The following is a 20471-nucleotide window of genomic DNA, read 5'->3' on the forward strand; positions in this document are numbered from 1 at the left end:
ACATAACATGAAATACATCAGTACCCGTGGTGGCATGGCGCCGCAGACGTTTAGCGATATTTTGTTAATGGGCTTGGCGCCTGACGGTGGCTTAGTGATGCCGATTGAATACCCTCAGGTGTCGCCCGAACAGTTGGAAACTTGGCGCACGCTTTCTTACGCCGAATTGGCCTATGAGATAATCAGCCTGTTCGCAACAGACATTCCGGCACAAGATTTAAAAGACATTGTGGCCAAAACCTATACCGCCGAATGCTTCGGGACCGAAGCCATTACGCCGGTACGCACGCTGCACGACGGCATCGTCATTCAAGCCTTGTCAAACGGCCCAACCCTTGCTTTTAAAGACATGGCCATGCAGTTTTTGGGCAATATGTTTGAATACGTGTTGGCGAAAAAGAATGCCGAAATCAACATTATTGGTGCCACCAGTGGCGATACCGGCAGTGCAGCAGAATATGCCATGAAAGGTAAGGCGGGGATCAATATTTTCATGCTGTCGCCTAATGGCAAAATGAGCGCCTTCCAGCGGGCGCAGATGTACAGCCTCCAAGATGAAAATATTCACAATATTGCCATTGATGGGCTATTCGACGATTGCCAAGACATCGTTAAAGCCACCCAGCAAGACGCTGCCTTTAAGGCAAAGTATAAAATTGGTACGGTGAACTCGATTAACTGGGGCCGTATCGTGGCGCAAATCGTGTATTACTTCAAAGGCTATTTTGAAGCTACCTCGACCAATGAGCAAAAGGTGAGCTTCTGCGTACCCAGCGGTAATTTTGGCAACGTTTGTGCCGGCCATATTGCGCGCCAAATGGGTTTACACATTCACCGCCTGATTGTGGCCACCAATGAAAACGATGTTTTGGACGAATTTTTCAAAACCGGCGTTTACCGTCCACGCGGTTCGGCCCATACCTACATCACCTCTAGCCCCTCTATGGATATCTCTAAAGCGTCTAACTTCGAACGCTTTGTGTTTGACTTAGTGGGGCAAGAGCCTGAAGCGGTTAAGATGCTGTGGGCTAAAGTGGCCAGCGGTGAAGGCTTTGATTTGAGCGAATACCTACCCGTGGTGCATGAGCATTATGGCTTTGCTTCGGGCATGAGCACGCATCAAGATCGGCTCGATACCATTAAAGCAGTATACGGTGAGGATGGCCAGTTCATCGACACCCACACTGCCGATGGCGTTAAAGTGGCGCGCGAAGTGCGTGAAGCGGGCGAATTGGTGATTTGTCTGGAAACGGCATTGGCGATTAAGTTTGAAGACACCATTAAAGAAGCCCTAGGTGCTGATGTGGTGGTGCCTTGTCCTAAGGCTTTGACTGAATTGGAGAAATTGCCTCAGCGAGTGGTGGTGCTGCCAAACGACGCCAGCTTGGTTAAAAAATTAATTGAAGAAACATTGGCTTAAGCCGTATAGGCTTTAGAATAAACACTTTAATTGCGCTGGTGTTTTAATATTTTCAGAAACTAGCATACAATACGGGTCACGTAGTTGGCCCGTTAGGAGCCTTTTCATCCCCCATGAGTCAAGTTAAATTTCAATCTAGTTTTGAATTGTATAAACGCCTATTTAAGTATCTTCGCGGTTATTGGAAGATCTTTTCTGTGTCGATTGTGGCCATGGTGGTGGCGGCTTCAACCGAGCCTGCCTTTGTGGCGCTATTAAAACCCCTAATTGACGAAGGGTTTGTGGCCAAAAACATCAGCGCCATGAACTGGATTCCCTTAGCCATCATTGGCCTGTTCATCTTGCGTGGCTTGACCAGCTTCATCAATGAATACACCAGTAGCTATTTGTCTGGCCACTTAGTACAGCAGCTGCGCCAAGAGCTGTTCGCGAAGCTGTTGGTGTTGCCGGTGAGCTTTTATCAGAATCATCAGTCGGGCCGCCTAGTGTCGCGCATCACCAACGACGTCAGCCAAATCAGTGAGGCTGGTTTTCGCGTCATTACGGTGACGGTGAAGGATGGCATTACGGTGATTGGCCTATTGGGCCTATTGTTGTATACCGATTGGCAGCTAACTTTGATTACCCTGGGCGTGATGCCCATCGTGACGCTGTGCGTGAAGTTTGTAAACAAGCGCCTGCGTGGGCTGTCGCGCAAAAACCAGCAGGATATGGGCGAAATGACTCAGGTGTTAAACGAGTCAATTGATTGCGCGCGCATGGTTAAGGTGTATGGCGGTGAGGCACGTGAGCAAGAGCGCTTTCGCGGTGCGTCTGTGGCCGTTCGCCACAATATGGTGAAGCAAACCACGATGTCGTCTTTGAGTACTGGCGTCACCCAGCTAATCATTGCCTGTGCGCTGTCGGCGATTTTATATTTTGCTGCCCAGCGCGCGCGCAACAATGCGTTCAGCGCCGGTGATTTTATGTCGTTTTTATCGGGCATGCTGATGTTGTTTGCGCCCGTTAAGCGCATCACCAATATTACCCAGGCGCTACAGCGTGGTTTAGCCGCTGCTGAAAGCGTGTTTGGCTTTTTGGATGAGCACGGTGAGCCTGATGAGGGCCGTCAAGTGTATCCAGGATTGAAGCAAAATCTGCGCTTTGATAACGTGGTGTTTCGCTACGAAGGGGCTGAAAAAGACAGCCTTAAAGGCGTCAGCCTCGACATTAAGGCCGGCTCAATGGTGGCCTTGGTCGGTGCGTCTGGCTGTGGCAAGAGTACCTTGGTGAGCATGATTCCGCGGTTTTACAACCCCAGTGCCGGTAAGGTGTTGGTCGATGGTGTGGACATCGCCGACTATACCCTCAGAAGCCTGCGCCAAGATATTGCTGTGGTGAGCCAAGACGTGGTGTTGTTTAACGACACCATTGCCCACAATATTGCCTACGGTAAGGTTGGCGACGTCAGCGAAGCGGAAATCATTGCTGCTGCGAAAGCCGCTAATGCCTATGAGTTTATCGAACATTTGCCGCAGGGTTTACATACTTTGATCGGTGAAAATGGCACCAAGCTTTCGGGCGGTCAGCGCCAGCGTTTGGCCATTGCTCGAGCTTTGCTGAAAAACGCCCCGATTTTGATTTTAGACGAGGCCACCAGCGCCTTGGATACGGCTTCTGAACGTTTGGTACAGGCTGCTTTAGAGAACCTGATGCAGGACAGAACCACCATTGTGATTGCCCACCGTCTGTCGACGATTGAAAAAGCCGACACCATTGTGGTGATGCACGATGGCCAGATTGCCGAGCAGGGCACGCATACTGAGCTGTTGGTGCGTGCCGGTCGCTACGCCAATCTGTATCAGATGCAATTTAAAGATGGCACGAATGCTGGCGCAAGCCAGGCCTAAAGCACGAAGAAGATGAATGGCGTTAAGATCATTCATGGTTATTTATTTTTATTAGGATAGAACATGGCAGCATTTAATACTGTAAAAGTTTTGAGCGTCCATCATTGGACCGATGCATATTTTAGCTTTACCTGTGAGCGTGACGAAGCCTTACGTTTTAAAAATGGCCAATTTGTGATGATTGGTTTGATGGTGGATGGTAAACCTTTGATGCGTGCCTACAGCGTGGCCAGCGCCAACTTTGAGGAGCATTTAGAGTTCTTCAGCATTAAAGTACAAGACGGTCCTTTGACCAGCCGCTTGCAGCATTTAAAAGTGGGTGACGAGCTGTTAATCAGCAAAAAGCCAACGGGTACTTTAATCGTGGATGACTTAAATCCAGGTAAAAACCTTTATCTACTGTCGACCGGCACAGGCTTAGCACCTTTCTTAAGCGTGACCAAAGATCCTGAAGTCTATGATCAATTCGATAAAGTCATCATGATTCACGGCGTGCGCCACGTTAAGGATTTAGCCTATTACAAACATTTCACCGAAGAGTTGCCTAACCATGAATACCTAGGTGAAATGGTGCGTGAAAAGTTAATTTACTACCCAACCGTGTCGCGTGAAGACTTTCACAATACTGGCCGCATCACCGACTTAATGCGTAGCGGTAAGCTATTTGAAGACATCGGTCTGCCTAAAATTGATCCTGCTGTTGACCGCGCCATGATCTGTGGTGGTCCAGGCATGCTGAAAGACTTAAGCCTGATGCTAGACGAGTTTGGTCTGGCTATTTCGCCTAAAACTGGCGTGCGCGGCGATTACGTGATTGAGCGCGCCTTCGTAGGTGAGTAATGGTTTTTTTTAGGATGGTACAAGCATTATGTTCTACACTTTACTGTTGATTTTAGCGCCATTGTTTGTCGGTTTTTTCATCAATGTCAGCAACAAGCAATGGCTCAAGAAAATTGACCAAAGTGTCAGCCTATTGGTGTATTTAATCCTTTTCGTGATGGGGGTGGGCTTAGGCGGTTACGCCGACCTCTTTCGCGAGCTGGCCACGATTGGTGGCTATACGGTCGTGTTCTTCATCGTCATCAATGTTTGTAATATGGCGGTGTTGTTCTGGTATGATAAAAAGCGGCCTTTAGCGACGTCGGAATCGCGGCATCAGCCCACCTCAACCTGGGGCTTAGTTAAAAGCGCTTTGACGTTATTTGGCTATATTTTCGCTGGTTTCTTGATCGGTTATGCTTTAAAAGATTATGGGCATTTGCCAGACTCTTTTAGCACAATGGTGTTGATGCTGTTATTGTTGTTCATCGGCATTCAGCTACGCAGCAGTGGCATCGGCCTGCGCCGTGTATTGATCAACCAGCGCGGCCTCATCATGAGCGTGTTGTTCATGGCCTCGTCTTTAGTCGGTGGCTTATTGGCCGCATTGCTGTTGGGCCTGCCGGTGTTTCAAGGCTTGTCGATTGCTTCTGGCTTTGGCTGGTACTCCTTGTCGAGCATTGTCATTACCGATGCGTTTGGGCCGGTGATGGGCAGCGTGGCCTTCTTAAATGATTTATTGCGTGAATTCTTGGCTTTTGCCTTGATTCCGCTGTTGATGCGGCGCCATCCGTCTACGGCTATTGGGACTGGCGGGGCCACTTCGTTGGATTTTGTTCTGCCTGTGATCCAGCGTTCTGGGGGGATTGAAGTGGTGCCCATTGCCATTAGTTTTGGCTTTGTGGTGAATATTTTTGCCCCTATCTTGATGATTTTCTTCGCACAGTTAGCAGGTTAAAGGCTGTTTCTGAGTTTTCGGTATTGAAAAATAAAGAAAATTCATTTGCGAATAATCGAACATTTTGGCAGAATGGTTGTTTTACATACGCTGGTAATACTTATGTCGAATCGTCCACCTCGTCACGAAAGAATCATCGAATTAATTCGTGAGAATGGTTTTATGCCGATTGAAGAATTGGCCAGATTGCTAGAAGTGACGCCCCAAACCGTGCGGCGTGACATCAATCAATTATGTGAAGAGAATATTTTGCGTCGTTATCATGGTGGTGCCGCTTTAGGCAGCAGCGTTGAGAACGACGATTATTTTGCCCGTAAAGATAAGTTGCAAAGTGAAAAAGCCCACATTGCCGATTTAATCGCCGAACACATCCCAGAAAATGCTTCTTTGTTTATGGGCATCGGTACCACCATAGAGGCCGTGGCCTTGGCGCTGACCAAAACCCACAAGGGTTTGTGCATCATCACCAATAATATTCACGTGGCCTCGATCATGTCGACCCGCCCAGACTACAACATCATGATTACCTCTGGGGTGGTGCGTGCTTCAGATGGCGGCGTGACCGGTGTGGCAACGTTGGATTTTATTAATCAATTTAAAGTGGACTATGCCGTGCTCGGCGTGGCCGGGATTGAGCGCGACGGCACCTTATTGGACTTTGACTACAAAGAAGTGAGCGTGGCTCAGGCCATGATGGCCAATGCCCGCCATTGCTATTTGGTGGCCGATCACACCAAGTTTGGGCGTAATGCCCTAGTGCGCATGGCCCATATTACCGACTTTAATTCGGTGTTTACTGATGAAGTTCCGGATGACAGCATGCGTAAACGCTTGGAAGAAGCGGGCGTGCGCTGGTATTTAGCGGATAAAGAGGCTAAATAAGCCCCCCATTAAAAAAGCCGCCTCATGTGTGCATGTCAGGCGGCTTTTTTTGCGTTCAGCTTATTGAGCTGCAACCAGCTTGATTTCGACCTTCCAGTTGGGGTTGGCCAAACGGGCTTCTACGCAGGCGCGTGCCGGTGCATGGCCTGTCGGTACCCAGGCGTCCCAGGCGAGGTTCATGGCGGCGTAGTCGGCCAAGTCGGTGATGTAGATGGTGGCGTCGACAATCTTGCTCTTGTCGCTGCCTAGGCTAGCCAATAAGGCATCGACTTGAGCCAAGATGTTTTCGGTTTGGGCTTGTGCGTCGGCGTCTTCATTGGTGGGTACTTGGCCGGCTAGGAAAATCAGGCCGTTAACCACGACGGCTTCAGACAAGCGTTGGTCGGTGATGTGGCGTTGAATGCTCATGGGTTCATTCCTTGTGTGAGGGGTAAACCGAGATTTTACCGAATAAAATGATGATTTAACATGAATGAGAAAGAAATATATGGATTTAACCGCCTTTGAGGCTTGGCTAAAAGATTATTATCAAGCGCGCCAATGGTATGACCTCGATATCTTCATTCGTATGGGCTTTCTAACCGAAGAAGTGGGTGAACTCGCCCAGGCTGTGCGCAGCGTTGAAATCGGTCGTGATCGACCTGATGAAACCGAGCTCGATCAGGTGCAAAAAAAGCAGGCCGTGTGTGAGGAGCTGGGTGACGTCTTGGGCAACCTAGTGTTGATTGCCCAGAAATATGATTTAAAATTAGAGGATGTGTTTGCCGCACATCAGGCTAAATTGGCCAAACGTTACGAATAGGAGGGCTTTATGGCCAAAGACAAATTTCCCACCACTCAGGCGATTCGTTTTTTAAAGCAGCATACAGTTGACTATGAACCGTTTCTCTATGAATACGAAGAGCGCGGCGGCACGGCGCATTCCGCTGCCTGTTTGGGCGCCGAAGAGCATGTGGTGATCAAAACCATTGTGTTGCAAACGGAAGACAAGCAAGGCCTAGTGGTGTTGATGCATGGTGATAAACACATTTCCACTCGCCAGCTGGCGCGCGACCTAGGCTACAAGCACATTGAGCCTGCGGCGCCAGAACAGGCGAATAAATGGAGTGGCTATGTGGTGGGCGGTACCAGCCCCTTTGGCCTCAAAACAGCGATGCCCATCTATGCAGAAGCGAGTATTTTTGAGCTGCCGGCGTTTTACATCAACGGCGGCAAACGTGGTTTTTTGGTTAAGACCACGCCTGCGGCGCTGCTGGCGCTTGGCGTAAAGCCCGTGTCTGTGGCTGTAGAGGCTTAGTGCGTGGGGTTGGCCCAAGGCGATACGGGTGGGTAGTAGAGAGTAGATAGGCTTGCTTCATCAGGGCGGATCTGGCGCAGCCCATCACGGCCCTGTAGGCTATATCGTGGTCGTGATGGGCGGTGGGGCTGCTTAGGCAGACTGGCCCGTGGCGGCGATGACCAGTTCTCGAATATTGACGTTCTGCGGCATTTGGTACATAAACCTAATGGCTTCAGCTACGTGTTCGGGGGCCATTGCGCCGCCAATGTCGTTTTTCCAGGCTTCATAATTGGTTTTAATGCCTTCGTCACTGGTGTGGCTGAGTAATTCCGTCTCTGCTGCACCTGGGGCAATGAGCATTAAGCGCACATTGGTGTGGGCGACTTCTTCGCGGGTCACTTCTGTGAGGGCGTGTACGCCAAACTTAGTGGCGCAATAGGCTGCATGACTGGCGAAGCTTTTTTTTCCGGCGATTGAGGAAACATTGACGATGGTGCCGGTGTTGCGTGCCATCATGTCGGCCAGCACAATCTGAGTGCCGTTCAAGACGCCTTTGACATTGACGTCCAGCATCCGAGTCCATTCCTCTGGCGTTTGGGTGGCCAAAGGGCCTAGTAACATCACACCAGCGTTATTGATCATGAGGTCAACTGGGCCATAGAGTGCTTCGGCTTCAGCTACTGCGGCGCTGAAGGTGGCATAGTCGGCGACATCAACGGCTTTAATGAGGGTATGGGGTAAGTTCATCGCCTGCATGGGGGCGGTGCGGCGAGCCAGCAGTAATAATGGGTGTCCTGCTTGGCTAAATAATTGCGCCAGCGCTCGGCCAAAGCCGCTGCTTGCGCCGGTGATGGCGACAAGTTTTTTCATGGAGTCTGCTTTCTATTTGATTGATGAATCAACTATACGAGGGTTGATTGGTTTTGAATAGAACGGACATTAGGGTCACTCCGTTACCTTGACGTTACCTAAGGGGCAGTATGTATTTAAATGAATTTGACGCCACCATGCAGCTGATTAAGGGCAAGTGGAAAATCATGCTGCTGTACGCACTGCATGCACATGAAGTGGTTCGGTTTAATGAGTTACAGAGATTGGCCCAAAGCTCGCACAAAACTTTGTCTGCTCAGCTTAAGGCGTTGGAGGAGGATGGCCTCATTCTGCGGACGGTTTATGCAGAAGTACCGCCGCGAGTTGATTATCGCTTAACGGCGAAAGGCCAGTCCTTAATCCCCGTTCTCGACGCCATTTGCGATTGGGGCTTAGCCCATACAGATCCTGACTTGCTGGCCGAAACGCTGTGTGACCAGCCAAACGCCTAATGGCGTTGTCTGGTTCGTGCAGGTCTGTTGATGCTTACGAAAACAGGGCGAACAGGTAATTACCGCAGACAATGGCCAAAATGGCCAAACCACAGCCAATTTTAGCCATGACGCCGATGATGAAGCCGATGAAGGTGCCCATGCCGACCTTGCCTGCAGTCAGCAGAGACTGCTTGTCCATGAATTCACCGATGGCGGCGCCGATCAATGGGCCTAAAATCATTCCAAAAATCCCGAAGAATATCCCCAGGACACCGCCGATGAAGGCGCCCCATAGCGCCTTCTTGCTGGCGCCGGTGGCTTTCGCACCGGCTAAGCCTGCCACGAAATCAAGCGCCATGCCAAAGGCAGTGATGATGCCCACGGCCCAGAGGGTGCCGCTACCGAGAATCAAATAGTCGCTTTGGTAGGCCAGTGCCCAGACGCCACCAAACATCAAGGGTAGGCCAGGAATGGCCGGATGGATGGTGCCGAGTAGGCCGACGGTCAATAAAATGATGCCCAAGCAAACCAGTAAAATGTCCATGTGCTGCCTTTGTGTGAATGTAGGGGTAAGATAAGGTTGAATGCTTTTTTTAAAGGGCCATGAATCAGAACCCAAGTATTCTGGTAAGATGGCGGCAGTTTTTAAAAGGTTCCATATGGGTGGCTAGGGCTTGCATTTAAGGCCTTTGCCCCCACTTGTTAGGATCAGGAAATGGCTGGATTTAATGGCTTATGAATAAACAGAAAAGACACGAAATATTTTCCCGCTGGCGCGCAGCCAACCCCAAGCCGCAGACGGAGCTGAACTACACCAGCGACTTCGAGCTGCTGATTTCGGTGTTGCTGTCGGCCCAGGCGACGGATGTCTCGGTTAATAAGGCGACCGGGCCCTTGTATCAAGTGGCCAATACGCCCGAGGCCATCTTGGATTTAGGCCTAGAGGCGTTAATGGACTACATTAAAACCATTGGCCTATATAAAACCAAGGCCAAGCACGTGATGCAAACCTGTCATGACTTGGTGTTTAAATTTAATAGCCAAGTGCCGCGTAACCGCGCCGATCTAGAGAGCCTGCCGGGCGTGGGCCGTAAAACCGCCAACGTGGTGTTAAATACGGCTTTTGGTGAGCCGGTGATGGCGGTCGACACGCATATTTTTCGTGTCGCCAACCGTACGCGCCTAGCGCCAGGTAAAGACGTGCGCGAAGTAGAGGCCAATCTGATGAAGTTTGTGCCCAAAGAATTCTTGGTGGACGCCCACCACTGGCTGATTTTACACGGTCGATACGTGTGTCAGGCCAGAAAACCGAAGTGTGAACAGTGCATGATTGCCGACTTGTGTGAGTATCCTGCTAAATTAGTGGCTTAAAAGCATAAAAAGCAGGTCGTTATCAATACAGCGGCCTTAAGTTTCGATACAATGTTCAATCAAGATATTAAATAAGCTTATAAAGGATGACGTGTGAAAGCGACGACAAAACTATCTACGCTGTTGATCACAGCAGCGGTATTATCTTTAAGTGGTTGCGGTAAAGAAGACGGTTGGTTTTCAAGCAAATCCGATAAAGGCTTTGTCCAAGAAATCACAGCAGAGCAAAGCGATGGCACAGTGGCCATGCTTTTGCCTGACTTTACCCAGTTGGTTGAGCGTGAAGGCCAGGCCGTGGTGAATATTCAAGCGATTCGCACCGTCAGCAACCCGAACGCTAACCAGCCCGAAGGCAATCCTTTTCCTGAGGGTGATCCTTTCTATGACTTCTTCCGTCGTTTAATTCCGAATATCCCGGATGCCCCTACGGCCGAAGAAGACGCCATGAACTTTGGTTCAGGCTTCATCATCAGTAAAGATGGTTATATTTTGACCAATACCCACGTGGTGTCCGGCAGTCAGCAAATCAAAGTGATGCTGAATGACAAGCGTGAATATCCGGCCAAGCTTATCGGTCAAGATTTACAGTCTGATGTGTCTTTGTTGAAAATTGAAGCCGAAGACCTGCCTACCGTCAGCATTGGCAATCCGTCTGACTTGAAAGTCGGCGAGTGGGTGGCGGCGATTGGCGCCCCGTTTGGTTTTGAAAACTCAGTGACGTCGGGCATCGTGTCGGCTAAAGGCCGTAGTCTGCCGAATGAAAACTACACGCCATTTATTCAGACCGACGTGGCGATTAACCCAGGTAATTCGGGCGGCCCTTTATTTAACTTGAAGGGTCAGGTCATCGGCATTAACTCGCAGATTTACAGCCGCTCAGGTGGCTTTATGGGCATCTCGTTTGCGATTCCGATCGACATTGCCATGAACGTAGCCGAACAAATTAAAACCACGGGTAAGGTACATCGTGGTCAGCTAGGCATTATGGTGCAAGAAGTGTCTTATGATTTAGCCAAGTCGTTTGGTTTGGATAAGCCTCGCGGCGCTTTGGTGGCCAAAGTTTTACCCGACAGCGCCGCTGCGGTGGCTAAGCTGAAGGTGGGCGACATTATTTTGGGCGTGAACGAGCGTAAAATCGAATCGTCTAGCGATTTACCGGTGATGGTGGGCATGATCCCACCGGGTCAAAAAATCAAGCTGACCATTTGGCGCGGCGGTAAATCGGTTGAAACCACGGTATTGCTGTCAGACAGTGCTTCAGCAGGCGGCGCCCATGCAGCCCCTAGCCCTGATGCTAAAGCCCAGGCCAGCGTGCCGTTTGTGCTGGAGAATATCGGCTTGACGCTGTCGACGCTAACCACTGAGCAAAAACAGCGTATCGGTACGGCCACCGGTGTGATCGTCACCAACGTACAAGGCTGGGCTAAGGCCGCAGGCCTCATGGAGGGTGACATCATCTTGCAGCTAGGTACGACTGAAGTCGACACCGAGCAGCAGGTACGCGCCGCCGTCGAAGCGGGTGATAACCCTATTCCAGTCTTCATTCGTCGTGGCCCAAGCACTTTGTTCTTACCGCTACGCACCAAATAATTCCAGAGACATAGGCAGCCTTGGTGCTGCCTCATTTATTTAATATTTAAGGTTTTTGTACTATGACGCAAGCACACATTGCCCGCGGTCCAATCATGGCCGACGTGGCAGGCTTTACCCTAAGCAACGAAGAAAAACAGCGTTTGTTGAACCCGAATATCGGCGGCGTGATTTTGTTTCGACGCAACTTTGAGTCAGTGGCGCAGCTACGCGCTTTAACGGCAGACATTCACGCTCTACGCACACCAGCCTTGGTGATTGCCGTCGATCATGAGGGCGGCCGCGTTCAGCGCTTCATTGACGGCTTTACGCGCTTGCCCGCGATGAATGTCCTCGGGCAAATGTGGGACGAAGAAGGGCCAGAGGCTGCCAAAGCCACGGCTACCACGGTGGGTTGGGTTTTAGCGACTGAATTGCGTGCCTGTGGCGTTGATCTATCGTTTACCCCGGTGTTGGATTTAGGCTGGGGCAACAACCAAGTCATCGGCAACCGTAGTTTTCATGCCGATGCCGAAGTGGTCACTGAACTGGCTTTGGCCTTGCAGGCAGGCCTTAACCAAGGCGGCATGCGTAGCTGCGGTAAGCATTTCCCAGGGCATGGCTTTGTGGGCGGCGACAGCCACTATGTGTTGCCCGAAGACGAACGCTCATTTGCCGACCTAATGGCGCAAGACATGGTGCCATTTCAGCGCTTAAGCGGCGCTGGCATGGCCGCGGTCATGCCCGCCCATGTGGTGTATCCCGCCGTATGTGAGAAGCCCGCAGGCTTTTCTAAAACATGGTTGCAAAAGATTTTGCGCCAAGATTTGGGCTTTGATGGGGTTATTTTCTCTGATGATTTGACCATGGAAGGTGCCGTGAGTGAAGGCAACATCAGCCAACGTGCTCAAGTATCTTTTGCGGCTGGCTGTGATATTGTGCTGGTGTGTAACCGCCCTGATTTGGTGGATGAGCTGCTGCTGGACTTTAGTGCGCCTCAAAACGGCCATCTCGCCGAACGCTGGGCCTATATGGCTGGCCAAGGGCAGGCCAGTGATTTTGCCGCCACTATGGCCACGCCTGAGTTTGCCGCTGCGCAAGCGCTAGTTGCCGCTTTGGCCACGCCCAAAGACGTGGCGGGCGGGGTTAAAGTAGGCGAAATGTTTTAATCTTTAAAGAACGCATATGAACGAATTTGATTTTATTCGTCGTTACCTCAATCAAGCTCAGAAAGATTCTGAGCTGATTTTGTCTATTGGCGATGACGCCGCCATTTTACGGCCTAATCCTGCCTACGATTTACACATCAGTGCCGACATGCTGGTGGAGAACCGGCATTTTTTTGCTGGGGTCGATCCGGCGGATTTGGCACATAAAGCACTGGCGGTGAATCTGTCTGACATGGCGGCAATGGGCGCGAAGCCACGCTGGGTAGTGTTGAGCGTGGCGTTGCCGGAGCTAAACGCCGATTGGCTGCAGGCTTTTTGCGATCAGCTGTTTGCCTTGGCCAACGAGCATGGCGTACAGTTGATTGGAGGCGACACCACCAAGGGGCCGCTGACCCTCAACGTGACCATCATCGGCCAAACGCCTAAAGGCCAAAGCCTACGCCGTAGCCACGCCAAAGCCGGAGATGACGTCTGGGTGTCCGGCCAGCTGGGTTTGGCTGCCTGTGCTTTACACCATCATTTTGGGAATGAAGCCTTGCCCGATGAGGTGTTTACTTTGTTTGAGCGGGCCCGAAATCGGCCTACCGCTAGGGTGGCCTTAGGGCGAGCGTTACTGCCGTATGCCCATGCAGCCCAAGACTTGTCCGATGGTTTAGCCCAGGATTTACAGCATATTTTAAGCGCCTCAGGCGTTGGCGCGCGCATCAATGCTGATGCGGTCCCAACCCATGATTACATACGTGGCCTATCCAAGCATTACGCCTATGCCTTAGCCGGTGGTGATGATTATGAATTGCTGTTTACTGCGCCCACGGCCTGCCGCGTGGCGTTATTGGAAATCAGCAAGCAGGTGAACGTACCGATCACCCAAGTCGGCACCATCACCGCTGAAAAGGGCTTACAATTGGTGAATCAGCAAGGTGAGCCTATTTTACTTAACCAATATGGATTTGATCATTTCTCATGACGACAAAAACCCCCGTGACGCCTACGTTTAAATGGCTGAAAGAAGATTATTTTTGCATGACGGCCTTTGGTTTTGGTGCCGGTTTAGCACCGTTTGCGCCCGGTACTTTTGGTACCTTGCCGGCTTTAGTCATTGCCTACGTGTTGTTCAGCTTAGGTATGTCGCCGTTGGCGCTGTCTATTTTGTGCTGGCCGCTTTTTTTCATCGGCATCTATATTTGTCAGCATGCGGAAGATAAAGTGGGCGTGAGCGACTATGGCGGCATCGTCTGGGACGAGATTGTGGCCATGCTGTTGATCTTGTGTACCGTACCGTTTAGCTTTGGCTGGTGGCTGTTGGCCTTTATCTTATTTCGCTTGTTTGATGCTTTAAAGCCTTGGCCCATTAGCCATTTTAACGACAAGGTACACGGCGGTTTCGGCATCATGCTAGACGACATATTGGCCGCTATTCCGTGCATTGTGATTTTGGGTGTGTTGCAGTGGTTTTAACCTTAGGGAGCCGTTATGTTTGAAGATGAACCTGATATTGTGGTGGAGGCAGAGCCAGAGTATTTACCTAGCCGCAGCAACATCATGAACGACGTGTATGCGTTTAGCTACCGCATCACCATTCGCAACGAGGGCGAAGAGCCTGCTATTTTGCGCCGCCGCTACTGGTTAATCACCAATGCTAAGGGCGAGGTACAGGAAGTGTCTGGCCCCGGTGTGGTGGGTGAAGAGCCGCTCTTATTGCCTGGCGATGAGTTTGAATACACCAGCGGCGCCACCGTAACCACGCCCTGGGCATCGATGGAAGGGCATTATGAGTTTGAGCTCAGCGATGGGTCTTTTTTCAAGGTCGACATCCCCTTGTTTCATTTAAAAGCAGAGATTACCTTACAATAATATGAGTCAACCTAAAAATAAGATTTTAGTGCCTACAGGCAAGGGCGGCGAGTGGGCCACGATCAAGTCCCTCCTGCCGTTTGTGTGGCAGTTTAAATGGCGCGTCAGTTTGGCCATTTTTTGTTTGGTGGCGGCCAAAGTGGCCGGTGTCACCTTACCTTTGTATTTAAAAGACATTGTCGATCAATTAAGCGTGCCTAACGTTGCCTTGGTGTTGCCGATCGGGGCTTTGATTGGTTATGGCGTGGCGCGTCTGAGCAGCAGCATCTTTGCCGAACTGCGTGATGCGCTGTTTGCGCGAGTGACCAATGGGTCGATCAAGGAAGTTGCGACACAGGTGTTCCAGCATATTTTCACCCTGTCGATGCGTTTTCATCTCAAGCGCCAAACAGGTGGCGTGACCCGCGACATCGAGCGGGGCACGAAGGGCATCGGCTTTTTGCTGAACTTTACCATTTTCAATATCTTGCCCACGCTTTTAGAGCTGGTGATGGTGGCGGCGGTGCTGTTGTGGCGCTATGACTTATGGTTTGCCTTGGTGACGATGAGCACCATTGGCGCCTACATCGCCTTTACTCTGTTTGTGACCGAAAAACGCATGGCCTATCGCCGCCAGATGAACGAACTCGACAGTAAAGCCAATACCAAAGCGGTTGACGCCATGCTCAACTACGAAACGGTGAAGTATTTTAGCAACGAGCGCTATGAAGAAAAGCGCTACGACGCCAATATGAATAAATGGTTGCGCTCTGCGGTACGCAATCAGGTGTCGCTGAATTTTTTAAATGCCGGCCAAGGCATCATCATCGCCAGCGGCATCACGCTGCTTTTATGGCTGTCGGCTGAAGGAGTGGTGAAGGGCACCATGAGCGTTGGCGACGTGGTGTTGGTGTCGGCCTATTTGACTCAGCTGTATGCTCCGCTTAATTTCCTAGGCTTTGTTTATCGTGAAATCAAGCATTCTCTCGCCGATATGGAGCGCATGTTTTCGCTCTTTAAAGAAGGTCAGGAGGTCTCTGATGCACCAGAGGCACACACCTTAAGCACGCAGCAGGCGACCATAGAATTTCGCCACGTGGACTTTGGTTATGAGGCCAATCGACAAATTCTCTACGACGTAAATTTCACTATTGAGGCGGGTAAAACTTTGGCTGTGGTGGGTTCGTCAGGTGCGGGTAAGTCGACGTTGTCGCGGTTGTTATTCCGCTTTTATGACGTCACCGGCGGCGCCGTGTTGATTAATGGTACCGACATTCGCGCGATCACCCAAAGCAGTCTACGCCAGCACATCGGTATTGTGCCACAGGACACGGTGTTGTTTAACGACACCATTAAATACAATATTGCCTATGGTCAGCCAGGCGCCACTGATGCACAAATTGAAGAAGTGGCCAAGGCCGCCAGCATTCACGACTTCATCATGAGCCTCCCCGATGGCTACGAAACCGAAGTGGGCGAGCGTGGGCTGAAATTGTCTGGCGGTGAAAAACAGCGGGTGGCGATTGCCCGAACCTTATTGAAGAATCCACCGATTTTGATTTTGGATGAAGCCACCAGTGCCCTCGATACCCGTACCGAACGGGCGATTCAAGAAGAGTTGGTGCAGGTCGCTAAAGACAGAACCACGTTGATCATTGCTCATAGGCTGTCGACTATTGTCGATGCCGACCAAATCATGGTGATGGACGGCGGCAAAGTGATTGAACAGGGGACTCATCATGAGCTCTTACGCTTAGACGGGCGTTATGCCCAGATGTGGGCCATGCAGCAGGCCAGCGCCGAGGTGGTTGAGGGTTAAGCTGACACAGAATTAAGCCCCCTTATGGTCAAGGCCATAAGGGGGCTTTTTATTAGCTAGCATGCTTCTACTTGGCGTTTGATGTTGCGCAGCAGGCGGCGACGAATGATGCCGCTGCCTAGGCGTATCGACAGCCAATAGAAGCCACACCAAAATTGACTGCCCAAATCCGGACAAAAAATGCGGGTTTGGGTGGTCAAGCAGATCTCTTGCTTGACGGGATCCACACACTCTAGACGATAGCTCATCACCAGCTTGGCTACGCCTTTTTGTTCAAAGGCATGGAAAGCTGCGGCGGTGCCTGGGCGTATGAGGCCAAAGCCAGGACGCCAAAAACGGCCGATGAGGCCCAAGGCCAGTTCTTTGTGGTGGTCTTGCCCTAAGACAGTAAAGCTGTCGATGCCAAAAGATGAGGTTTCTGCCGTACCAAGGCTGATTTTTTGCCACAGGCGGCTAGGCAGCGTACGCAGCGACAGCATGTTACGTACTAAGGGGTCATTGATCGCTTGATGGGTCAAAATGGCGTTCATGATCTTGGCTTCGGGCGCGTAAATATGAATGCGATGGGTTTCTCGGTATTGAAAGCGAGGGGCGTAGTAATCAATTAAAGACATGGCAAACGAAACGCTCAAAAGACGATGGCCTCATTGTAGTAGGGTAATTGCTCTAAGGCCAGTAAGGACACGGGTTTGCGGCAATTTTAGGTTAAAGCGCAGTGGGCGGCGTATGCATTGGCAGTTAATGACCATAAAAAAACCCCGAATAAGCTTCGGGGTGATGGGTAAAGGCGTTAGGGTTTATTTAAACCATAATAAAATGGTGTCCCATAGGCGGCCAAAAAAGCCCGCTTCAGCGACTTCTTTTAAAGCCACTACGTCTTTGGTGGCAACCACTTCATCGCCGACCATGATTTTTAAGGTGCCTACCTTTTGGCCGGCCTTGATTGGGCCAACCAAAGGCTGAATGGTTTCCAGCGTGGGCTTGATGTCGCCAGTTTGACCACGTGCTACGGTGACGTAAACCGCTTTGTCAAAGCCGACTTCGACCTCATTACTGGCGCCTTTATACACGCGGATTTTGGAAATAGGCGTTTTGGCATCGTAAATTTTAGGGGTTTCAAACGCTTGTAGCGCCCAGTTTAACAGCTTGCTGCTTTCATTGGCGCGGGCTTCTGAACTTGCCGTGCCCACCACCACCGACAGCACACGGCGGCCGTTGCGGTTGCTGGAGGCAATCAGATTGTAGCCGGCGCTGTCGGTGTGGCCGGTTTTCAAGCCATCTACGCTGGCATCACGGTATAACAATAAATTTCGGTTTAACTGTTTAATATTGTTGTAGGTGAAGTCTTTAATGGAGTACAGTTTATAGTGCTCAGGAAAATCAGTCATGATTGCGCTGGATAGGGTAGCCAAATCACGCACAGTTGTGTAATGTTGTTCCCCTGGTAATCCAGTACTGTTTTCGAAGTTGGTGTTGTTCATGCCTAATTGGCGTGCTTGTTCGTTCATCATTACAGCGAAACCAGCCTCGCTACCCGCGATGGCTTCGGCAAGCGTCACACAAGCATCATTACCCGATTGAACAATCATACCCTTGATGAGATCAGACACGGTCACGGGCACTTTTGGGTCCAAGAACATTCTCGAACCTTCGGTTTTCCAAGCGACTTCAGATGCGTATAGCTCTTGGTCCATGGATAAAGATTTTTGGTTTAGGGCTTTAAAGGTTAAGTAGGCCGTCATGAGCTTGGTTAATGAGGCGGGTTCAATGCGCTCATCCAAGTTTTTCTGTCCTAAGATCTGTCCACTTTGGACATCTTCAATCAAGAAGGCCGTGCCCGCTATCTCAGGAACGGGCGGCACGAAAGCAGTTTTTGCATGGGACAAGGGGCTTAAGCCAAAAGTAGCGCTTAAGGCCAGCATGAGCAGGTGTTTTTTCATTTTGAACAGCTCTTTTTTAATTGATTGAACACGGGCACATGATTTATGGGTCGCAATCATGTGCATGGCTTATGGCCTGCTTTGCAGGGTCTCGTATGACTGACAGTATGGTACGTTAAAAATTCAATAAAAACACTAGAAATAAACAGCGGAAACTCTATGACTAATACCCATCAGCACTATTTGAAAAAAATATTGACCGCATCGGTATACGATGTGGCAACAGAAACCCCACTGGATCGGGGTCATAATCTCAGCAGACGCCTGAATAATAACATTTTCTTGAAGCGTGAAGACTTGCAACCGGTATTTTCATTTAAAATTCGCGGTGCCTACAATAAAATGGCCAATTTAAGCGACGCTGAGCTGGCCAAAGGCGTGATTACCGCCAGTGCGGGCAACCACGCTCAAGGCGTGGCCTTGTCGGCTAAAGTATTGGGTTGTGAGGCCGTGGTGGTGATGCCGGCGACCACGCCACAGATTAAGATTGATGCAGTTCAGGGGCATGGCGCCAAAGTCGTGTTGCACGGCAATTCGTTTTCTGACGCCTACGAGCACGCCATGAGTTTAGTGGCCACGGCAGGCAAGGTATACATTCCGCCGTTTGACGATCCCGACGTGATTGCGGGCCAAGGCACGGTAGGGATGGAGATTGTTCGTCAACATCATAAAAAAATTGACGCCATTTTTGTGCCCATCGGCGGCGGCGGTATTGCGGCCGGCGTTGCGGCCTACATTAAAAACGTGCGCCCTGACATTAAGGTGATCGGCGTGGAACCGGTCGATTCTTGCGGCATGTATTTGTCGATTAAAGAAGACCGTCTGGTAAGCCTCTCAGAAGTGGGTCTGTTTGCCGATGGCGTGGCCGTGAAGCAAATGGGCGAAGAAACCTTTAAAATGTGTCGCGATCTGCTGGATGAGATCATCATGGTCGACACCGACGCCATGTGTTCGGCGATTAAAGACATTTTTGAAGACACCCGCAGCATCACCGAGCCTGCCGGTGCCTTAGCCTTGGCTGGCCTAAAGGCCTATATCGAGCGTGAAGGCGCCCAAGAGCAAACCTTGGTGGCGATTTGTACCGGGGCAAACATGAACTTTGATCGCCTTGGTCACGTGTCTGAGCGCACCGAGTTAAGCGAGCGGCGTGAGGCCATTTTGGCCGTGACCATTCCGGAAACACCGGGCAGTTTTAAGCGTTTCTGTCAGGTGATCGGTCAGCGCAGCGTTACTGAGTTTAACTATCGCTTCGGTACCGCTGAAGAAGCGCACATTTTTGTCGGCATCCAAACCTCGGGCCGTCAAGACATTGCTAAGATCATGGCCGATTTGGCCGCCAATGATTTTGGCGCCATTGATTTAACCGATGAAGAAATGGCCAAAATCCACATTCGCCACATGGTGGGTGGGCGCAGCGACAAAACCCTTAATGAGCGCGTGTTTAGCTTTGAGTTTCCTGAGCAGCCAGGCGCCTTGCTGCGCTTTTTAGAGGCAATGCAGCTGGATTGGAACATCAGCCTATTCCATTACCGCAATCACGGTGCCGATTTTGGCCGTGTGTTGGTCGGCGTGGAAGTACCAGAAGAAGACCATCCTGCGTTCGAAGCGTCGCTATTGGGCTTGGGCTATGCGCATAAAGAAGAAACCCAAAACCCCGCCTACCAGCTTTTCTTACGCGGTAACCCATAATTGAGATCAGGAGCCAGCCTTTCATGAGCAGCATGACCCGCACCGACGTACAAAACCTCTTTGACACCATCGCCGAAGAAAGCGGTTGGGATTTAACCACGCCCAAGCTGTGGCAGTATTTTTTTGTGGATGCCTCAGAAGCAGCCTTAAAAAAAGCCGTGTCGGTATTACAGCTGATGGGCTATCAGCTAGAACAGATTTTCCCCGCTCAAGTGGCTGAGGGTGAGGCACCGTATTTTTTCTTAATGGTGTCCAAGCTGGAAGTCCATACCGTGTCGTCGTTGCACAAGCGTAATGAAGAGTTGGCTAAGTTTGCTCAGAAAATGGGTTTGGCTGAGTACGACGGCATGGACGTCATCGATCCTGAAGAAGCGGATGAAGAGGGCGACGATGAGGGTTTAGAAACGCCCGAAAACTAGCCTAATATTCAGCTATATCTTTATTAAGACAGCAGCCTTGCTTCATGCAAGGCTGCTTTTTTGATGCGTTTTTGGCGTGTAAATATTTGTTTTATAGTGTAAAGGGCTTAA

22 protein-coding genes are annotated in these 20471 nt (G+C 50.5%); 17 read left to right on the forward strand and 5 right to left on the reverse strand.

The features are described 5' to 3' along the window. Nucleotides 1-7: 7 nt before the first annotated feature. From thrC to AB8Q18_05975, 5 genes are all read left to right on the forward strand, one after another. The gene (gene thrC / locus AB8Q18_05955; protein XDZ52601.1) at nucleotides 8-1420 is read left to right on the forward strand and encodes a threonine synthase; all 1413 of its coding nucleotides are present in this window, start codon (nucleotides 8-10) and stop codon (nucleotides 1418-1420) included. A gap of 113 nt (nucleotides 1421-1533) precedes the next feature. Further along, complete coding sequence (msbA, locus tag AB8Q18_05960; protein ID XDZ52602.1) at nucleotides 1534-3309, forward strand: lipid A export permease/ATP-binding protein MsbA; 1776 nt, start codon at nucleotides 1534-1536, stop codon at nucleotides 3307-3309. A 63-nt stretch (nucleotides 3310-3372) separates the two neighbouring features. Continuing rightward, nucleotides 3373-4149 (forward strand): ferredoxin--NADP reductase, encoded by a 777-nt coding sequence (locus tag AB8Q18_05965; GenBank protein ID XDZ52603.1) that lies wholly within the window; start codon nucleotides 3373-3375, stop codon nucleotides 4147-4149. A 28-nt stretch (nucleotides 4150-4177) separates the two neighbouring features. Then, nucleotides 4178-5086 carry a lysine exporter LysO family protein gene (locus AB8Q18_05970; protein XDZ52604.1) on the forward strand — a complete coding sequence of 303 codons (909 nt, stop codon included), beginning with the start codon at nucleotides 4178-4180 and terminating at the stop codon, nucleotides 5084-5086. A 102-nt stretch (nucleotides 5087-5188) separates the two neighbouring features. Further along, nucleotides 5189-5968, forward strand: a complete 780-nt coding sequence (locus AB8Q18_05975; GenBank protein XDZ52605.1) for a DeoR/GlpR family DNA-binding transcription regulator — start codon at nucleotides 5189-5191, stop codon at nucleotides 5966-5968. Nucleotides 5969-6028: 60 nt separating this feature from the next. Here AB8Q18_05975 and AB8Q18_05980 read toward each other — a convergent pair whose 3' ends face one another. Further along, entirely contained in the window at nucleotides 6029-6376 is a 348-nt protein-coding gene (locus AB8Q18_05980) for a RidA family protein (protein XDZ52606.1), read from the reverse strand. A gap of 79 nt (nucleotides 6377-6455) precedes the next feature. Here AB8Q18_05980 and AB8Q18_05985 point away from each other — a divergent pair, with 79 nt between their 5' ends. Beyond that, entirely contained in the window at nucleotides 6456-6770 is a 315-nt protein-coding gene (locus tag AB8Q18_05985) for a MazG nucleotide pyrophosphohydrolase domain-containing protein (GenBank protein ID XDZ52607.1), read from the forward strand. Nucleotides 6771-6779: 9 nt separating this feature from the next. Further along, nucleotides 6780-7265 carry a YbaK/EbsC family protein gene (locus AB8Q18_05990; GenBank protein ID XDZ52608.1) on the forward strand — a complete coding sequence of 162 codons (486 nt, stop codon included), beginning with the start codon at nucleotides 6780-6782 and terminating at the stop codon, nucleotides 7263-7265. A gap of 132 nt (nucleotides 7266-7397) precedes the next feature. On the opposite strand, the gene AB8Q18_05995 is transcribed toward AB8Q18_05990, so the two are convergent. Continuing rightward, nucleotides 7398-8117: an SDR family oxidoreductase gene (locus tag AB8Q18_05995; GenBank protein XDZ52609.1), complete on the reverse strand. Its 720-nt coding sequence runs from the start codon at nucleotides 8115-8117 to the stop codon at nucleotides 7398-7400. A gap of 110 nt (nucleotides 8118-8227) precedes the next feature. Here AB8Q18_05995 and AB8Q18_06000 point away from each other — a divergent pair, with 110 nt between their 5' ends. Beyond that, the gene (locus AB8Q18_06000; protein XDZ52610.1) at nucleotides 8228-8569 is read left to right on the forward strand and encodes a winged helix-turn-helix transcriptional regulator; all 342 of its coding nucleotides are present in this window, start codon (nucleotides 8228-8230) and stop codon (nucleotides 8567-8569) included. Between the two features lie 34 nt (nucleotides 8570-8603). On the opposite strand, the gene AB8Q18_06005 is transcribed toward AB8Q18_06000, so the two are convergent. Continuing rightward, entirely contained in the window at nucleotides 8604-9095 is a 492-nt protein-coding gene (locus AB8Q18_06005) for a DUF456 domain-containing protein (GenBank protein ID XDZ52611.1), read from the reverse strand. Between the two features lie 191 nt (nucleotides 9096-9286). Here AB8Q18_06005 and nth point away from each other — a divergent pair, with 191 nt between their 5' ends. From nth to AB8Q18_06040, 7 genes are all read left to right on the forward strand, one after another. Then, complete coding sequence (nth, locus tag AB8Q18_06010; protein XDZ52612.1) at nucleotides 9287-9922, forward strand: endonuclease III; 636 nt, start codon at nucleotides 9287-9289, stop codon at nucleotides 9920-9922. 93 nt (nucleotides 9923-10015) lie between these two features. Beyond that, nucleotides 10016-11512, forward strand: a complete 1497-nt coding sequence (locus AB8Q18_06015; protein XDZ52613.1) for a DegQ family serine endoprotease — start codon at nucleotides 10016-10018, stop codon at nucleotides 11510-11512. A gap of 62 nt (nucleotides 11513-11574) precedes the next feature. Beyond that, nucleotides 11575-12660, forward strand: coding sequence for a beta-N-acetylhexosaminidase (nagZ, locus tag AB8Q18_06020; protein XDZ52614.1), 1086 nt, complete (start codon nucleotides 11575-11577; stop codon nucleotides 12658-12660). 16 nt (nucleotides 12661-12676) lie between these two features. Then, complete coding sequence (gene thiL, locus AB8Q18_06025; protein XDZ52615.1) at nucleotides 12677-13627, forward strand: thiamine-phosphate kinase; 951 nt, start codon at nucleotides 12677-12679, stop codon at nucleotides 13625-13627. Beyond that, nucleotides 13624-14118 carry a phosphatidylglycerophosphatase A gene (locus tag AB8Q18_06030; GenBank protein ID XDZ52616.1) on the forward strand — a complete coding sequence of 165 codons (495 nt, stop codon included), beginning with the start codon at nucleotides 13624-13626 and terminating at the stop codon, nucleotides 14116-14118. The genes thiL and AB8Q18_06030 overlap by 4 nt, the downstream gene beginning before the upstream one ends. Nucleotides 14119-14133: 15 nt before the next feature. Next, nucleotides 14134-14514: a Co2+/Mg2+ efflux protein ApaG gene (gene apaG, locus AB8Q18_06035; GenBank protein ID XDZ52617.1), complete on the forward strand. Its 381-nt coding sequence runs from the start codon at nucleotides 14134-14136 to the stop codon at nucleotides 14512-14514. Nucleotide 14515: 1 nt separating this feature from the next. After that, nucleotides 14516-16312 carry an ABC transporter ATP-binding protein/permease gene (locus tag AB8Q18_06040; GenBank protein ID XDZ52618.1) on the forward strand — a complete coding sequence of 599 codons (1797 nt, stop codon included), beginning with the start codon at nucleotides 14516-14518 and terminating at the stop codon, nucleotides 16310-16312. Between the two features lie 56 nt (nucleotides 16313-16368). On the opposite strand, the gene AB8Q18_06045 is transcribed toward AB8Q18_06040, so the two are convergent. Both AB8Q18_06045 and AB8Q18_06050 read right to left on the reverse strand, forming a co-directional pair. Next, entirely contained in the window at nucleotides 16369-16926 is a 558-nt protein-coding gene (locus AB8Q18_06045) for a hypothetical protein (protein ID XDZ52619.1), read from the reverse strand. 183 nt (nucleotides 16927-17109) lie between these two features. After that, entirely contained in the window at nucleotides 17110-18252 is a 1143-nt protein-coding gene (locus tag AB8Q18_06050) for a D-alanyl-D-alanine carboxypeptidase family protein (protein ID XDZ52620.1), read from the reverse strand. 159 nt (nucleotides 18253-18411) lie between these two features. On the opposite strand from AB8Q18_06050, the gene ilvA reads away from it, so the two are divergent. Together ilvA and AB8Q18_06060 are read left to right on the forward strand one after the other, a co-directional pair. Then, a complete protein-coding gene (gene ilvA, locus AB8Q18_06055; protein ID XDZ52621.1) occupies nucleotides 18412-19941 on the forward strand; it encodes a threonine ammonia-lyase, biosynthetic in 1530 nt (509 codons plus the stop codon). 23 nt (nucleotides 19942-19964) lie between these two features. Continuing rightward, nucleotides 19965-20360 carry a ribonuclease E inhibitor RraB gene (locus AB8Q18_06060; protein XDZ52622.1) on the forward strand — a complete coding sequence of 132 codons (396 nt, stop codon included), beginning with the start codon at nucleotides 19965-19967 and terminating at the stop codon, nucleotides 20358-20360. Nucleotides 20361-20471 lie beyond the last annotated feature (111 nt).

This window comes from Neisseriaceae bacterium CLB008 (assembly GCA_041228285.1).
Classification (GTDB): Bacteria; Pseudomonadota; Gammaproteobacteria; order Burkholderiales; family Neisseriaceae; genus JAGNPU01.

Coding starts and splice junctions, on each gene's coding strand:
- AB8Q18_06045 (XDZ52619.1), bottom strand. CDS start 16,926: ATGTCTTTAATTGATTACTACGCCCCTCGCTTTCAATACCGAGAAACC.
- AB8Q18_05985 (XDZ52607.1), top strand. CDS start 6,456: ATGGATTTAACCGCCTTTGAGGCTTGGCTAAAAGATTATTATCAAGCG.
- AB8Q18_05975 (XDZ52605.1), top strand. CDS start 5,189: ATGTCGAATCGTCCACCTCGTCACGAAAGAATCATCGAATTAATTCGT.
- AB8Q18_05970 (XDZ52604.1), top strand. CDS start 4,178: ATGTTCTACACTTTACTGTTGATTTTAGCGCCATTGTTTGTCGGTTTT.
- apaG (XDZ52617.1), top strand. CDS start 14,134: ATGTTTGAAGATGAACCTGATATTGTGGTGGAGGCAGAGCCAGAGTAT.
- AB8Q18_05990 (XDZ52608.1), top strand. CDS start 6,780: ATGGCCAAAGACAAATTTCCCACCACTCAGGCGATTCGTTTTTTAAAG.
- nth (XDZ52612.1), top strand. CDS start 9,287: ATGAATAAACAGAAAAGACACGAAATATTTTCCCGCTGGCGCGCAGCC.
- AB8Q18_06005 (XDZ52611.1), bottom strand. CDS start 9,095: ATGGACATTTTACTGGTTTGCTTGGGCATCATTTTATTGACCGTCGGC.
- AB8Q18_06040 (XDZ52618.1), top strand. CDS start 14,516: ATGAGTCAACCTAAAAATAAGATTTTAGTGCCTACAGGCAAGGGCGGC.
- msbA (XDZ52602.1), top strand. CDS start 1,534: ATGAGTCAAGTTAAATTTCAATCTAGTTTTGAATTGTATAAACGCCTA.
- AB8Q18_05995 (XDZ52609.1), bottom strand. CDS start 8,117: ATGAAAAAACTTGTCGCCATCACCGGCGCAAGCAGCGGCTTTGGCCGA.
- thiL (XDZ52615.1), top strand. CDS start 12,677: ATGAACGAATTTGATTTTATTCGTCGTTACCTCAATCAAGCTCAGAAA.
- AB8Q18_05980 (XDZ52606.1), bottom strand. CDS start 6,376: ATGAGCATTCAACGCCACATCACCGACCAACGCTTGTCTGAAGCCGTC.
- thrC (XDZ52601.1), top strand. CDS start 8: ATGAAATACATCAGTACCCGTGGTGGCATGGCGCCGCAGACGTTTAGC.
- AB8Q18_05965 (XDZ52603.1), top strand. CDS start 3,373: ATGGCAGCATTTAATACTGTAAAAGTTTTGAGCGTCCATCATTGGACC.
- ilvA (XDZ52621.1), top strand. CDS start 18,412: ATGACTAATACCCATCAGCACTATTTGAAAAAAATATTGACCGCATCG.
- AB8Q18_06060 (XDZ52622.1), top strand. CDS start 19,965: ATGAGCAGCATGACCCGCACCGACGTACAAAACCTCTTTGACACCATC.
- nagZ (XDZ52614.1), top strand. CDS start 11,575: ATGACGCAAGCACACATTGCCCGCGGTCCAATCATGGCCGACGTGGCA.
- AB8Q18_06050 (XDZ52620.1), bottom strand. CDS start 18,252: ATGAAAAAACACCTGCTCATGCTGGCCTTAAGCGCTACTTTTGGCTTA.
- AB8Q18_06030 (XDZ52616.1), top strand. CDS start 13,624: ATGACGACAAAAACCCCCGTGACGCCTACGTTTAAATGGCTGAAAGAA.
- AB8Q18_06000 (XDZ52610.1), top strand. CDS start 8,228: ATGTATTTAAATGAATTTGACGCCACCATGCAGCTGATTAAGGGCAAG.